The following is a 14,976-nucleotide window of genomic DNA, read 5'->3' as shown; positions in this document are numbered from 1 at the left end:
GTGAATGGACAAACTGGGGCAGTCGGCTACCCTTTCGGGGAGTCGTGTCTGCACGCAGGGCCATTGCCGCGGCCCGGAGTGCAACAACACAGGATCATGATGATGCGAAAAGAAGCACCACGTCTTCACAGCGCCTTTATTGCGGCCTTGACCGCCGGGGTCATGCTGGTTTCCGGCAGCTCGTCCGCGGCGGTTTCCGCTGCCAAGGCAGCGCAGCTTGGCGGCGAGGAACTGACCCGTTTCGGAGCGCCACGCAACGGCAGCGCGGATGGTGTGATTCCAGCCTACAAAGGCGGGTTGAGTGAGCCTCCGGATGATGTCAACTATGGTGGCTCTGGCGATTTCCATCCCAATCCCTTTCCGGATGATGAGATCCGTCATACCGTGACCGCGGAAAACATGGAGCAGTACAAGGAGTACCTGACCAAGGGAACCCAGGCGCTGCTCAAGACCTACCCCGACACCTATGAGATCAATGTTTATCCGTCCCGCCGAACAATGGCCTGGCCGGATTGGATTCTGGATAACATTGAAGACAATGCGACTGATGCGGAGTTAGCCGCTGGCGGGAACGGCATCAAAAACGCCTATGGGGGCATTCCATTCCCGATTCTGCATGGCAGTAATGAAGAGCAGGCCAAACAGGCGATGTGGAACCATCTGACCAGCTGGCGCGGTATCTTTCTGGAACGGCGTCAGGGCGAGGTTGCCGTTGAAACGGATGGTGATTACAGCCTGACGATGGCCAAGCACGAGCTCTTTTTCAACTTCTACAACCCGGAAGGCGACGAAAGCACGCTCGACAATACCCTGTTCTATTACCTGTCCCAGACAACCTCGCCGCCGCGTCTTGCCGGTGGGGCGGTGCTGATTCACGAGACTCTGAACCAGGTCAAGGAGCCGCGCCGGGCGTGGGGCTACAATGCCGGCCAGCGCCGGGTCCGGCGCGCGCCCAACCTGGCCTACGACTCCCCCATTGCCGCAGCGGATGGCCTGCGTACGGCGGATGAAACCGATCTCTTCAATGGCGCGATGGATCGCTACAACTGGCGCCACCGTGGTGTTCAGCAGTTCTACATTCCCTATAACAATTATAAGATTGCGCAGGAGGGGCTGTCGTACGACAGGATCCTTGGCACCCACCACCTGAATCCGGACCTGCAACGCTGGGAGCGCCACCGGGTGCACGTTGTGGAAGCCAACCTGAAACCGGAAGAGCGCCATATCTTCTCGCGGCGGGTGTTCTATATCGACGCTGACAGCTGGAAGGTTGTCAGCGTTGACCAGTATGACGGGCGCGGTGAGCTCTGGCGGGTCAGCCAGGCAATGGAAAAGAGCTATTACGAGGTGCCGACCGTCTGGTCGGCGATGGATGTGTTCCATGACCTCCAATCCAAGCGATACCACGTGCAGGGCCTGGATACCGAGGAAGGCCAGACCATGGAGTTCTCCAGGCGGATTCCCAACAGGCGCTATTTTTCCCCGCAGGCGCTGCGGCGTCGCGGGCGGCGCTGATCACTCTTGGCGCGGGCCCGGTATTGCCCGGGCCTGCGCAGTGGCGCCGCCAATCGTCAGTTCAGTTATAAAGGCAGTCTGAATGATTACTCGATCAATGAAACGGCTCCTCGGCATGGGATTCGCAGCGGTGTTGGGTTTCGCTGGCACGGGTGCGGCTTATGGGGTCGGCGATGTGCTGGAGGTGCCGGCCATGGAAACGGATCTCGCCGCCGAGTCCCTCCTTCTGGATGTGGAGTATGCCGGTGAGCGGCTGGTTGCCGTGGGCGAGCGTGGCCATATCGTCTATTCCGATGACAACGGGCAGAGCTGGGAGCAGGCCGATGTGCCGGTTTCCACCACCCTGACCGGCGTGGATTTTCCTGACGGTAATGCCGAACAGGGGTGGGCTGTGGGGCATAGCGGCGTGATTCTCCACAGCAGTGACGGCGGCGAAAGCTGGACCCACCAGTTTGATGGCCGTGAAGGCATCCCGCAGGTTATTGCCCACTATGAGCAACAGATCAAGGAGATGGAGGCCGAGATCGAGGCAGCCGATGATGAGGACCGCATCGCTGATCTTGAGTGGAAAATGGAAGGCCTCGTTTTCACTCGTGATGCGCTGAAAGAGGACCTGGAGCGGTTTGGCCCCTGGGAGCCCCTGCTCGACGTCTGGTTTGAGAATGCCAGGCATGGGATTGCGGTAGGGTCCTACGGTCACATCTACCGCACCCAGGATGGCGGTGAAAGCTGGCAGACCGCTGTTGGTTCCATGGACAATCCGGATCGCTTTCACCTCAACGGCATCACCCAGGTAGAAGGAGGAGACCTCTATATTGCCGGCGAGTCTGGGCGGGTCTTCCGTTCCACCGACCGGGGCGAGAGCTGGGAGCTGGTTGAGCCAGGCTATCGCGGTTCCTTCTTCGGAGTAACTGGCACTGGTGACGGCGGAGTCCTGGCCTACGGACTCCGCGGTAACATCTATCGCTCCGAAAACGGCGACCAATGGCATTCGGTCGAAGTCTCCACCAATCGAACCCTCAACACGGCGCACGTGAATGGCAAGGGCGAAATCGCCCTCGTTGGCAATGATGGCGCTGTTGTGTACAGCGATGACGGCGGTCAGAGCTTTTCATCCCATATACGGCCATCCAGGCATTCGTATCTGGGCGTGCGCCTGGTTCCCGAGGGAGGCCTGCTCCTTGTTGGGGAAAAGGGAGCAGTGCGCGCCGATCGCCAGGGTCGGGACCCGAAGCCATAGGCTTCGGCCCATTACCGGCCCATAACAATAACGTCCAGCAAAATGGTTTCTGAGGGTTTACTTGATGTCTGACTGGCAATCCGGCGGCGAACGGCGCTCACCCAAGGCGGGCGCCGAGCCCATCATCGAGCGTCTGATCTTTAACAACCGGGCAATCATACTGGTCCTTTTTCTGCTCCTGACCGGCTTTCTTGGCTACAACGCGGTCAAGATCCAGCCTGACGCCAGTTTTGAACGGTTGATCCCGCTTGAGCACCCCTACATCGTGAACATGCTCAAGCATCGGGAGGATCTGGATAATCTCGGCAACTTCATCCGCATCGCGGTGGAGAACGAGAATGGCGATATCTTTGACAAGGAATACATGGCGACCCTGGAAAAGATTACCGACGAGGTGTTCTACCTTAACGGGGTCGACCGGTCGGGCCTGAAGTCGCTCTGGACGCCCAATGTGCGCTGGCAGGAGGTGACCGAAAAAGGCTTCCAGGGTGGTACCGTCATTCCGGACGGCTATGACGGTTCGCCGGATTCCCTTGAACAGCTGCGCAATAACGTGCTGCGTTCCAGCGAGATCGGGTCCCTGGTGGCCGACGACTTTGGCTCGTCCATCATCTTCGCGCCGCTGCTCGATAAAAACCCGGAAACGGGTGAGCCCATTGATTATCGAAAATTTTCTCGCCAGCTCGAGGAGAAGATCCGTCAGCAGTTCGAAGAACAGAATCCGAACATTGATATCCACATTGTCGGTTTCGCCAAACTGGTCGGGGACCTCATTGAAGGCATCGAGTCAGTTGCGCTGTTTGCGCTGATCACCATTGTCTTAACCACACTCTTCCTGTTCTGGTACTCGCGCTGCATTGCGGGGACCATGGTCCCGGTGGTCGTCTCCATCATTGCCGTGGTCTGGCAGATGGGGATCCTGCGGTTGCTGGGCTATGGCCTGGATCCCTATTCCGTGCTGGTTCCTTTTCTCGTCTTTGCGATCGGGATCAGTCATGGCGTGCAGGTGGTCAATGCCATGGCGCTGGAGGCGGCCAAGGGCTTTGATCCACTCACCAGTGCGCGGCTGGCGTTCCGAGCTCTCTATATCCCGGGCATCGTGGCGCTGATAAGTGACGCCTTTGGTTTCCTGACGCTGCTGTTCATCGAGATTGACGTAATCCGGGATCTGGCAGTAGCCGCGGGCATTGGTGTGGCGGTGATCATCATCACCAACCTGGTCCTGCATCCGGTGATCATGTCCTACATCGGCATCACCAAGGGGGGCGTGAAGCATGTGCAGAACCATGAAGGTGGGGCGGACCGCAAATGGCGCGTCATGTCCTACTTTGCGCATCCCGGTGCGGCGCCCATTTCACTGTTGATTGCCGTGGTTGGGCTGGGAGTGGCCCTGTATTACAAGCAGGACCTCAAAGTGGGGGACCTGGATGATGGTGCGCCTGAGCTGAGGCCGGAAAGTCGTTACAACCAGGATAACCGCTTCATCGTTGAGCATTACAGCCAGTCGGCGGATGTGCTGGTGGTCATGGTGGAAACGCCGCCAGAGACCTGCACTGAATATCCGGTTTTGCGCTCGCTCGACCGTCTCCAGTGGCGGCTTGCGAACACGGAAGGCGTGGATTCCACTGGGTCTTTGGCGGATGTCTCCAAGATCGTGACCCAGGCGCTCAACGAGGGCAACTGGAACTGGTATGAGATTTCCCGGAACCAGACAATCATTAATGCCTCCATACGGCGGGCGCCCAGTGGGCTCATCAACACCGACTGCAGTCTGACGCCGCTGGTGGCTTACCTTGAGGATCACAAGGCGGAGACCTTGCGGCGGGTGACATCCGAGGTTGAAGACTTTGCGGCTGAGCACAACAGCGATAAGCACCGTTTCCTGCTTGGGGCGGGTAACGCCGGTGTGGAGGCGGCCACCAATGAGGTGATCGCTGCCGCCAAGAACAAGATGCTGCTGGCCGTTTACGGGGTGGTTTCGCTGCTTTGCCTGATCAGCTTCCGTTCCGTGCGTGCCGTGCTCTGCGTCGTCCTGCCACTGGGGCTGACCTCCGTGATTGCCGAAGCGCTCATGGCCCAGGCTGGCATCGGCATCAAGGTGGCGACGCTGCCGGTCATCGCGCTGGGTGTTGGCATCGGTGTAGACTACGGCATCTATATGTTCAGCAAACTGGAGCGCTTCCTGAAGGAGGGCTACCCACTGCAGGAGGCCTATTTCGAGACACTCCGCAGTACCGGCAAGGCTGTCGCGTTTACCGGCATCACCCTGGCGTTGGGTGTGTTCACCTGGATGCTGTCACCCATCAAGTTCCAGGCGGATATGGGGCTTCTGCTCACCTTTATGTTCCTCTGGAACATGGTGGGGGCCATCTGGCTGATGCCGGCCCTGGCACGGTTCCTGTTGAAACCCGAGAAGATGGCCGCGAAGGCAGGAAGCCGGCCGAAATAGAGCTGCCCTTTGCTCTATGGCCCACGTGCCACCGGATTCATGGCGAATCCGGATGGCCGTGAGGCATTTGCATTGTTAGAATCCGCCTTTCCCCGACATTCACGTGATCTTTCGTGGGGATCACCACTGACCAGGAGCCTTTGTATGCCTGAGATTACCCTGCCGGACGGCAGTCAGCGCACTTTTGATCATCCCGTCACTGTTGAGGAAGTTGCCCAGAGTATTGGGACTGGCCTGGCCAAGGCCGCGGTGGCCGGTAAGGTGGATGGTCGCCTTGTGGATACCGGTTATACGGTAGAGGATGATGCCGAAGTCGCGATCGTGACCGGCAAGGATCAAGAGGGCATCGAGGTTATCCGCCATTCCACGGCCCATCTGATGGCGCAGGCGGTGAAGGAACTCTTCCCGGACGCCCAGGTGACCATTGGGCCGGTAGTGGAAAACGGTTTCTATTACGACTTCAAGTATGACCGTCCCTTTACGCATGACGATCTTGAGAAGATCGAGAACCGGATGGCGGAGCTGGCCAAGGAGGATTATCCCATTGAGCGCTCCGTAATGGACCGTGAAAGCGCGAAGAAGCTCTTTGATCGAATGGGCGAGGCGTATAAGGTCCAGATTATTGATGACATCCCGGGTGAAGAAGAACTGTCGTTCTACAAGCAGGGCGATTTCATCGACCTGTGCCGTGGCCCGCATGTGCCCAGCACCGGGCGCCTTGGTGCCTTCAAACTGACGCGCGTGGCCGGTGCCTATTGGCGGGGCGATACGGATAATGAGCAACTCCAGCGGGTTTACGGTACGGCCTGGCCGGATAAGAAACAGCTCAAGGCCTACCTGAAGCGGGTTGAGGAAGCCGAAAAACGCGATCACCGCAAGGTCGGCAAAAAGCTGTCGCTCTTCCACATGCAGGAAGAGGCCCCGGGCATGGTGTTCTGGCACCCCAAGGGTTGGACCGTCTACCAGCAGATTGAGCAGTACCTGCGGTCCAAGCTTCATAAGCATGGCTACGCTGAAATCCGGACCCCACAGGTGGTGTCGCGCACATTGTGGGAACAGTCCGGGCACTGGGAGAAATTCCAGGATGACATGTTTACAACCGAGTCGGAGAAGTACGACTACGCCATCAAGCCCATGAACTGCCCCTGCCATGTGCAGGTGTTCAACCAGGGGCTGAAGAGTTACAAGGATCTCCCCCTGAGGCTTTCCGAGTTTGGTTCCTGCCACCGGAATGAGGCTTCCGGGGCCTTGCACGGGCTGATGCGGGTCCGCGGCTTTACCCAGGATGATGCCCACATCTTCTGCGAGGAGTCCCAGATTCAGGGCGAAGTCTCGGCGTTTATCGACCTCCTGCATGAGGTCTATCAGGATTTCGGGTTCCAGGAGATCCAGTATAAGCTCTCCACTCGGCCGGAGTATCGGGTTGGGTCGGACGAGATCTGGGATAAGTCCGAAAAGGCGCTTGAAGACGCCCTGAACAACGAAGGGGTGGACTGGGAACTGCTGCCGGGCGAGGGCGCCTTCTATGGCCCCAAGATCGAGTTCTCACTGAAGGACTGCCTGGAGCGGGTGTGGCAATGCGGCACCATTCAGGTGGATTTTGCCATGCCGGGACGGCTGGGTGCTGAGTATGTGCCCAGGGACCAGGAGCAGGGCCGCCAGACACCGGTGATGCTGCACCGTGCTATCCTGGGGTCGTTCGAGCGCTTCATTGGTATCCTGATTGAAGAGTACGAGGGCGCATTCCCGCTGTGGCTGGCGCCCACGCAGGTGGCGGTTCTCAATATCACGGACAGCCAGGCTGATTATGCGCGGAATGTGGCTCATTCCCTTGAGGAAAAGGGCTTTCGCGCCCATGCTGACTTGAGAAACGAGAAGATCGGCTTTAAAATTCGCGAGCACACAATTGACAAGGTACCCTACCTGGTCGTGGTTGGCGATCAGGAAGTCGAAAAAGGCGAGGTGGCTGTCCGGACCCGCAGCGGCGAGGATCTGGGCACCATGACTCTGGAAGCATTCCAGGGCCGTCTGGAGACGGAAGCCAAACGTAAGGGCAGAGTCGAAACGGAGACCTAACTATCAAAAAATCGAACCCGCGTGGTGGCCGCAACCAGCGTCCACCGATCAACGAGAACATCGAAGCATCCGAAGTTCGCCTGATCGATTCAGAAGGCAATCAAGTGGGTATCGTGCCTCTGGAGGAGGCGCTGGAGAAAGCTGCGGAGGCGGAGCTGGACCTCGTCCAGATGGCGTCTGATGCGGATCCCGTGGTCTGCCGGATCATGGACTATGGCAAAAAGCTGTTCGAGGAGAAAAAAGCTCGGGCAGCCGCCAAGAAGAAGCAGAAACAGATCCAGATCAAGGAAGTTAAATTCCGGCCTGGAACTGAAGAAGGGGATTATCAGGTCAAACTGCGCAACCTGATACGTTTCCTTGAACAGGGGGATAAAGGCAAGGTCACCATCCGCTTCCGCGGACGTGAGATGGCGCACCAGGAAATCGGCATGCAACTCATGCAGCGGGTCGAAGCTGATATCGAGGAGCTGGCTCAGGTCGAACAAAGGCCCAAGATGGAAGGTCGCCAGATGACGATGGTGGTTGCCCCCCGCAAAAAGAAATGACGGCCTCTCTGCGAGCCGTCATCCATTATATGATCTCGAATGCGGAGTAGTTGAAATGCCCAAGATGAAAACCAACAGCGGGGCGGCCAAGCGCTTCAAGAAGACGGCTAACGGCTTCAAGCGCAAACAGTCGCATACCAGTCATATCCTGACCAAGAAGACGCCGAAGCGTAAGCGCCAGCTGCGTGGCACGACTCAGGTGCATAAGAGCGACGAGGTTCATATCCGTCGCATGCTTCGTCAGTAACAGTATCAAGGTCAGTAGATAGAAGGATTGGATTATGCCTCGCGTTAAACGTGGTGTCGTGGCGCGTCGTCGTCACAAAAAGATTATGAAGCAGGCAAAGGGCTACTACGGTGCCCGGAGCCGCGTGTATCGTGTTGCGAAACAGGCGGTCATCAAGGCCAAGCAGTACGCCTACCGCGACCGTAAGCAGCGTAAGCGTCAGTTCCGCGCGCTGTGGATCGCCCGTATCAATGCCGGCGCCCGCGCCAATGGGCTGTCCTACAGCCGCCTGATCGCGGGCCTGAAGAAGGCGAACGTGGAAGTTGATCGCAAGGTCCTGGCGGATCTGGCGATGAACGAAAAGCAGGCGTTTTCGGCAGTGGTGGAAAAGGCCAAGTCCGCTCTGGCGGCCTGAGCTCTTCATCGTCCGCTGAAAACCGGCCCGTCAGGGCCCAACCTGGATCAGTAGGGGAAGAGCACGCTCTTCCCCTATTTTTTTGGAGTCCATTGCATGGAGAACCTGGAATCCCTTCTTGAGCAGGGGCTGAATGCGGTTGAGGCAAGCACAGACCTGAAGCAGCTTGAGCAGGTCCGCGTTGATTATCTGGGCAAAAAAGGCCACCTCACGGCCCTGCTCAAGACCTTGGGCCAGCTGAGTGCCGAAGAACGCCCCGCGGCGGGTCAGCGCATCAACCAGGCCAAAGAGCAGGTCCAGAACGCGATCGCCGAGAAAAAGGAGCATCTCGAAGCCGAGGCGATGGAGGCCCGGCTGGCGTCTGAATCAATCGACGTAACCCTGCCGGGTCGCGGTCGTGAGGCGGGAGGGTTGCACCCAGTCACCCGGACATTGCGCCGGATCGAGGCGATTTTCGGTGGCGCGGGCTATGAGGTGGCGGAAGGCCCTGAAATCGAGGACGACCACCATAACTTCGAGGCCCTGAATATACCGCCTCATCACCCGGCCCGGGCCATGCACGACACCTTCTATTTCAATCCCGGAACGGTGCTGAGAACCCATACTTCCCCGGTACAGATCCGTACCATGGAAAACGGAGAGCCACCGTTCCGGATGATCTGCCCCGGGCGCGTTTACCGGTGTGACTCGGATCTGACGCACACGCCCATGTTCCATCAGGTGGAAGGCCTGCTGGTGGATCGCCACGCCAGTTTCGCGGATCTCAAGAGCACCATTGAGGCGTTTCTGAGAGCGTTCTTTGAGAAGGATCTGGCCGTGCGTTTCCGTCCCTCCTATTTCCCGTTCACGGAACCCTCCGCGGAGGTGGACATTGAGTGGGGTCGGGAAGCGGACGGCAGCACCAAGTGGCTGGAAGTAATGGGCTGTGGCGTGGTCCATCCGCGGGTGTTTGACAACTGTGGCGTGGACCCGGAGCAGTGGGCCGGCTTTGCCTTCGGCCTGGGCGTAGAGCGCCTGGCCATGTTGCGCTACGGCGTGACCGACCTGCGCCAGTTCTTTGAGAACGATCTGCGCTTCCTGCGCCAGTTCCGTTGAAGCCCGAGTGGAATAAACAGGATTCAGACCGATGAAGTTCAGCGAACAGTGGTTGCGGGCATGGGTTAATCCCCGCATGAGCAGCAACGAGCTGGTTGAGGCCATTACGATGGCCGGCCTGGAAGTGGATGAGGTTGAGCCGGTTGCTGGCGATTTCCAAGGCGTCGTCGTGGGGGAGGTTAAGGCGGTTGATCCCCACCCGGAAGCGGACAAGCTGAGCTTGTGCCAGGTATGGGACGGCGAGCAGACCCTGGATGTGGTCTGCGGCGCGCCCAATGTCCGGGTTGGGCTCAAGGCGCCCCTGGCGCGGCCTGGCGCGACACTGCCCGGGGGGATGGCCATCCAGCGTACCGAGGTGCGGGGGCAGACCTCGAACGGCATGCTGTGCGCCGAATCCGAGCTGGAGCTCTCAGACGCCGGTGACGGCCTGATGGAGCTTGAGAGCGGGGCAGAGCCCGGCGCGGATCTGCGGGAGTGGCTGCAACTCGATGACATGAGCCTGGATGTGGATCTGACTCCCAACCGGAGCGACTGCCTGTCGGTGCGTGGCGTGGCCCGTGATCTGGGCGCGTTGGCCGAGGAGCCCTTTGAGGATCTGGTGCCGGATCCGGTGCCGGCCGTCCATTCCGAGATCCCCTCAGTCAGGGTGGATGCCGCCGCCGGGTGCCCGCGTTACGTTGGCCGCATCATCCGCAATGTGAACGTAGCGGCGGAAACCCCCGTCTGGATGAAGGAGCGCCTGCGCCGTTCCGGTATCCGGAGCATTGACCCGGTGGTGGATGTCACCAACTACGTGATGCTGGAGCTCGGCCAGCCCATGCATGCGTTTGACCGGGCCAATGTCCAGGGGGGCATCGTCGTACGCATGGCCAGTGAGGGGGAGACCCTGACGCTACTGGATGGTCAACAGCTGACCCTGGCGAGTAATAACCTGGTGATTGCTGATCACGCCAAGCCCCTGGCCCTGGCCGGTATCATGGGCGGCGAAGGCTCTGGCGTCTCCGGCAAGACCCGGGACATTGTGCTGGAGAGTGCGTTCTTCGACCCCATAACCCTGGCCGGAAAGGCCCGGGAGCACGGGCTGCATACGGACTCCTCCCACCGCTTTGAGCGCGGCGTGGACTGGCAGCTGCAGCGGGCTGCCACGGAGCGGGCAACGTCGTTGCTGCTCGCCATTGTGGGCGGCGAGCCCGGGGAAGTGATTGAAGTGGTTAATGAGCAGCATCTGCCCAGGCAAACCACCGTTCATCTCCGGGAGGCGCGCGTCAGTTCGGTTCTGGGCATGACCATCGACCGGACAACCATCGAGGAAATCCTTGCTCGTCTCGGGTTGCGGGTGGTGCACCTGTACCGCGATGGCTGGGAGGTGGAGGTTCCGAGCTTCCGCTTCGATATTGCGCTGGAAGTTGACCTGATCGAGGAAATCGGGCGGATCTATGGGTATAACCGCATGCCCGTTACCGAGCCCGAAGGGCGGCTGCGGCTGCGGACCGAGCCGGAAGCGAACCGTCCACTGGACCGGGTCCGGGATCACATGGTGGCTCTGGGTTACCAGGAAGCCATCACATACAGTTTCGTGGCCCCTGAACGCCAGAAGCAGTTGATGCCCGGAGCGGAAAGCATTGAGCTCGCCAACCCCATTTCCGCGGACATGGCGGTGATGCGGACCAGTCTCTGGCCAGGTCTGCTCGACACGCTGTCGCACAACCAGAAGCGTCAGCAGCATCTGGTGCGCCTGTTCGAGACCGGTCTGAGGTTCGAGCGCAAGGGACAAGCCATCGAGCAGGAAAGCATGCTGAGTGTGGTGCTCAGCGGGCCGGTCGCCAGTGAAAACTGGGTGAATGGCAACCGTGAAGTGGATTTCTATGATGCCAAGGGGGATCTTGAGTCCCTGGCCACCATGCTTGGCCAGACCCTGCGTTTTGTGCAGGAACGCCATCCAGCCCTGCATCCCGGGCAATCCGCGCGAATCTACAGCGGGGATCAACCGGTGGGGTGGATCGGGACCCTGCATCCAGCGATTCAGAAATCCCTGGATCTGAATGGCAACGTCTGTCTTTATGAACTAAGCTTGGACACAGTTCTCAGCGGGCATGTGCCTCATTTTCAAGCTTTTTCAAAATTCCCTGAAGTTCGCCGTGATTTGGCTATGCTTGTGGATGAGGAAACGCAATGGGCAGCCGTTGAGGACGTGGCGCGGGGAGCGGCCGGTGAGCTGCTGACCGGGCTCAGGGTGTTTGACGTTTATCAGGGCGAGCACGTAAAGGAAGGCTGTAAGAGCCTGGCGCTGAGCCTGTTCTGGCAGCATCCGGAGCGCACCCTGGGTGACGAGGAAGTCCAGCAACTGATGGATGGTGTTACCAGCGCACTGAACACAAGGCTGGGAGCTGAGTTAAGGAGTTAGCGAATGGCAGCACTGACCAAGGCGGATATGGCGGAACGGCTCTATGAGGAGCTGGGCCTGAACAAACGGGAAGCCAAGGAGATGGTCGAGGCGTTTTTCGGTGAGATCAGCGAAGCGCTGGGCCAAAATGAGCAGGTAAAGCTCAGCGGCTTCGGCAACTTCGATCTGCGGGACAAGCGCCAGCGCCCGGGGCGCAACCCCAAGACGGGGGAGGAGATCCCGATCAGCGCACGGCGCGTGGTAACGTTCCGGCCCGGCCAGAAGCTCAAGCAGAAAGTAGAAGCCTATGCTGGAACCCAGCCACAATAACGAACTGCCAGCCATTCCGGGCAAACGCTACTTCACCATTGGTGAGGTAGCGGAGCTGTGCTATGTGAAGCCGCACGTGTTGCGCTACTGGGAGCAGGAATTCCCCCAGCTCAATCCAGTCAAACGGCGGGGGAACCGGCGCTACTACCAGCGTGCGGATGTTCTGCTCATACGCCAGATACGGAGCCTTTTGTACGATCAGGGCTTCACCATTGGCGGGGCCAAGCAAAGGCTCAGCAGCGAGCAGACCAAGGAAGAGGATACCCAGTACAAACAGCTCATCCGGCAGATGATCACCGAGCTTGAGGATGTGCTTGACGTCCTGAACACCTGAAGGGGTACCTTGAAACAGGACACCCTTTCCTCTAATATGATTCATTTGATATGAATCAAAAAAGGGTGTTCCTATGGAAAAGCTGCTTGTCATGGCCAACAGTGCGCTTGCGCTGAGTCTGATGATCATTGGTGCCTGCGTGCTCATGGCTTATCCCTTCGCTGATCACATCAGCATGGCGGGTCAGATCGCGGCTCACGTTACGATGCTGATCTTTGCTCTGGGAGTGAAGGTCTCCTACATCACCCGGCTGGTGGCGTTAAAGGAATTGGGTCGCGCGTTGCACTAACCCCTTTCATTTCCGGGCTCCATTCGTTATTATTTGCGCCGCTGTTCGCGCAGCACCCTTCGGTCGGGGCGTGGCGCAGTCTGGTAGCGCACCTGTATGGGGTGCAGGTGGTCGCAGGTTCAAATCCTGCCGCCCCGACCAATTCCTCTCCAGTTATTTCAGTGTTTTAACGCTGCCTCCTGTAGGTTCCAGCACATTTTCAGCACACTCAGGCCCTACGGCCTTGGCAATCTCGCGCTGATCCCCCTGCTGATCGATCCACTTTGAGTCAGAAGTCACGGAATCTATACGCGCCTATCTTGCCCCCGATCAGTACCGGCTTTACGCGGAGTACCAAGAGCTTCACGAAGACAGGGTTTTCGCCCATGTGGTTCCTCTATTCACTGATCCGACCACTGCGGTTCACGCTTCTCGATAAAAGCCTTGATGCCTTCTTCCGCATCATGCGTCATAAGATTATCGACCATGACCCTGGAAGTGTATTCATACGCCTCAGCGAGTGACATTTCCCGCTGCCGGTAAAATGCTTCCTTGCCGGTTTTCAGGGTCATGCTGGATTTCGAGGCAATCGTCTGTGCAATCCCATGGGTGTAGTCACTGAGTTGTTCACTTGGCACGGCCCGGTTGATCAGGCCAATTGCCGCCGCCCGCTCCGCATCAATCATCTCCCCCGTCAGGAGCATTTCCATTGCTGCCTTGTTTCCAACATTCCGGGACAGCGCCACCATCGGGCTTGAACAGAACAGACCGATCGAGACACCCGGGGTTGCGAAACGGGCGGAAGGGGAGGAATAGGCCAGGTCACAGCTGGCAACCAGCTGACAGCCGGCAGCCGTGGCAACCCCATTAACCTCGGCGATTACGGGTTTGGGATTGCTTACAACTCCCTGCATGAGACCACAGCATGCGGCCATCGTGTCCTCGAAGAAGGCCCGACCGCCATCCGGGGCCTGGCGTGCCTGTGTCATCTCACGGAGATCGTGGCCGGCACTGAATGCTCGACCGTTGGCAGCCAGAATGATGACCCGGACTGATGCATCCTCTGCTGCCTCATCCAGAGCCGTCCTCAGTTGTGTCAGCATATCCATCGAGAGGGCGTTGCGCCGCTCGGTGTCGTTCAGGGTCAGGCGCAGGACGCCTTCACTGCTGGTTTCCTGCAGGAGGATGGGGTCAGCCAGTTCAATCTTGGGACACCGGTCCATCACCACTTTCATGCCACCCTGTTCAGCAATGCGTTCAGCCTTTTCATCGTGGACTCCGAGTTGTGCCCAGAATACGTTGGCGCCGATTTGCTGAGCGTCACGGACGATCCGCTCCAACTCACTGGATGGCCGAAAGACGTCCACCATATCCACGGGCCGCTCGATGGATTGCAGTGATGGATAGACTCTTAGGCCGCAGATTTCAGTTACATCCGGCCGGGGATTGACCGGTATCACCTCGTACCCGGCTTCAGTCAGGAACTGCAGCACCTGATTGCTTGGCTTGGCCGGGTCAGCGCTGGCACCCACCATGGCAATGCGTCTGACTGATCCCAGAAGCTGCTGAACATACGCATTGGAATACTTGGCGCCGTATCGGGTATCCCTCATAGGTTTTCTTTCCTCACTCTTGTTGTGACCCTAAGCACATGCCAAGGATGCCACAAGGCCAACAGCCCTCACAGAAGCGGAGTTCCACTGGCTGTCTGCTCAAGGCACATCTGTTTCCGGTATGGGTGATGCTTCTCAGAGTTCTGACTTTAAGGAACCACCGGAGCGGGCACGTCGTGTTGGTCCATACTGTCACCTGAGAATGGACGGAAACGCGAATGCCAATGGGGTTAACCAATGGGGTATCTGCACTACTTTGAGCAACGGCTCCGGAACCTGGAGAAGGCCAGAAGCAATATTCTGTCCCGCCTTCTGTGCGCTGAGGGTCAAGCCTACCTCAACGACCGGGCAAAGCTGCGGGACCTTGACTGCCGGATCGAGGCCGTCAAAACAGAATGGTATCTGGCAAATGATCTGCAGGCGCCACCCCAAGCTGCAACGGGGCGGAGCCTGGGAAGCTCTGGCCAAAAGGCCCTGGAGGCCAACC

Annotated in this window: 13 protein-coding genes and 1 tRNA gene; 13 read left to right on the top strand and 1 reads right to left on the bottom strand. The window is 58.7% G+C overall.

The window, feature by feature from the left end:
- The first annotated feature begins 96 nt into the window (after positions 1-96).
- The 13 genes from AC1RQI_RS07285 (at position 97) to AC1RQI_RS07225 (ending at position 13,038) form a co-directional block, all read left to right on the top strand.
- The gene (locus AC1RQI_RS07285) at positions 97-1,515 is read left to right on the top strand and encodes a DUF1329 domain-containing protein (RefSeq protein WP_481904218.1); all 1,419 of its coding nucleotides are present in this window, start codon (positions 97-99) and stop codon (positions 1,513-1,515) included.
- Positions 1,516-1,612: 97 nt separating this feature from the next.
- Positions 1,613-2,755: a WD40/YVTN/BNR-like repeat-containing protein gene (locus tag AC1RQI_RS07280; protein WP_481904217.1), complete on the top strand. Its 1,143-nt coding sequence runs from the start codon at positions 1,613-1,615 to the stop codon at positions 2,753-2,755.
- Positions 2,756-2,819: 64 nt separating this feature from the next.
- Positions 2,820-5,204, top strand: coding sequence for an efflux RND transporter permease subunit (locus tag AC1RQI_RS07275; protein WP_481904216.1), 2,385 nt, complete (start codon positions 2,820-2,822; stop codon positions 5,202-5,204).
- Positions 5,205-5,348: 144 nt separating this feature from the next.
- Positions 5,349-7,280, top strand: a complete 1,932-nt coding sequence (gene thrS / locus AC1RQI_RS07270; RefSeq protein WP_481904215.1) for a threonine--tRNA ligase — start codon at positions 5,349-5,351, stop codon at positions 7,278-7,280.
- A gap of 2 nt (positions 7,281-7,282) precedes the next feature.
- Positions 7,283-7,825 carry a translation initiation factor IF-3 gene (infC, locus tag AC1RQI_RS07265; RefSeq protein ID WP_416635703.1) on the top strand — a complete coding sequence of 181 codons (543 nt, stop codon included), beginning with the start codon at positions 7,283-7,285 and terminating at the stop codon, positions 7,823-7,825.
- Between the two features lie 55 nt (positions 7,826-7,880).
- Positions 7,881-8,072: a 50S ribosomal protein L35 gene (gene rpmI, locus AC1RQI_RS07260; RefSeq protein WP_481904214.1), complete on the top strand. Its 192-nt coding sequence runs from the start codon at positions 7,881-7,883 to the stop codon at positions 8,070-8,072.
- Positions 8,073-8,106: 34 nt separating this feature from the next.
- Positions 8,107-8,466: a 50S ribosomal protein L20 gene (gene rplT, locus AC1RQI_RS07255; RefSeq protein WP_416634132.1), complete on the top strand. Its 360-nt coding sequence runs from the start codon at positions 8,107-8,109 to the stop codon at positions 8,464-8,466.
- A 96-nt stretch (positions 8,467-8,562) separates the two neighbouring features.
- Positions 8,563-9,561, top strand: coding sequence for a phenylalanine--tRNA ligase subunit alpha (gene pheS / locus AC1RQI_RS07250; protein WP_416634133.1), 999 nt, complete (start codon positions 8,563-8,565; stop codon positions 9,559-9,561).
- Between the two features lie 31 nt (positions 9,562-9,592).
- Positions 9,593-11,965: a phenylalanine--tRNA ligase subunit beta gene (gene pheT / locus AC1RQI_RS07245; RefSeq protein ID WP_416634134.1), complete on the top strand. Its 2,373-nt coding sequence runs from the start codon at positions 9,593-9,595 to the stop codon at positions 11,963-11,965.
- Between the two features lie 3 nt (positions 11,966-11,968).
- Complete coding sequence (gene ihfA, locus AC1RQI_RS07240) at positions 11,969-12,274, top strand: integration host factor subunit alpha (RefSeq protein ID WP_416634136.1); 306 nt, start codon at positions 11,969-11,971, stop codon at positions 12,272-12,274.
- Positions 12,252-12,608 carry a MerR family transcriptional regulator gene (locus AC1RQI_RS07235; protein WP_416634137.1) on the top strand — a complete coding sequence of 119 codons (357 nt, stop codon included), beginning with the start codon at positions 12,252-12,254 and terminating at the stop codon, positions 12,606-12,608. Before ihfA ends, AC1RQI_RS07235 begins: the two co-directional genes overlap by 23 nt.
- Before the next feature lie 73 nt (positions 12,609-12,681).
- Positions 12,682-12,897 (top strand): hypothetical protein, encoded by a 216-nt coding sequence (locus AC1RQI_RS07230; RefSeq protein WP_416634138.1) that lies wholly within the window; start codon positions 12,682-12,684, stop codon positions 12,895-12,897.
- Between the two features lie 64 nt (positions 12,898-12,961).
- Positions 12,962-13,038 (top strand) — tRNA-Pro (locus AC1RQI_RS07225).
- 239 nt (positions 13,039-13,277) lie between these two features.
- Here AC1RQI_RS07225 and AC1RQI_RS07220 read toward each other — a convergent pair.
- Positions 13,278-14,489 (bottom strand): enoyl-CoA hydratase, encoded by a 1,212-nt coding sequence (locus AC1RQI_RS07220; protein WP_481904213.1) that lies wholly within the window; start codon positions 14,487-14,489, stop codon positions 13,278-13,280.
- Positions 14,490-14,976: the final 487 nt, after the last annotated feature.

It is taken from the genome of Salicola sp. AFF1 (genome assembly GCF_056783195.1).
Note: the sequence above shows the minus strand (reverse complement) of the source record. Positions and strands in the feature narration are given on the sequence as shown.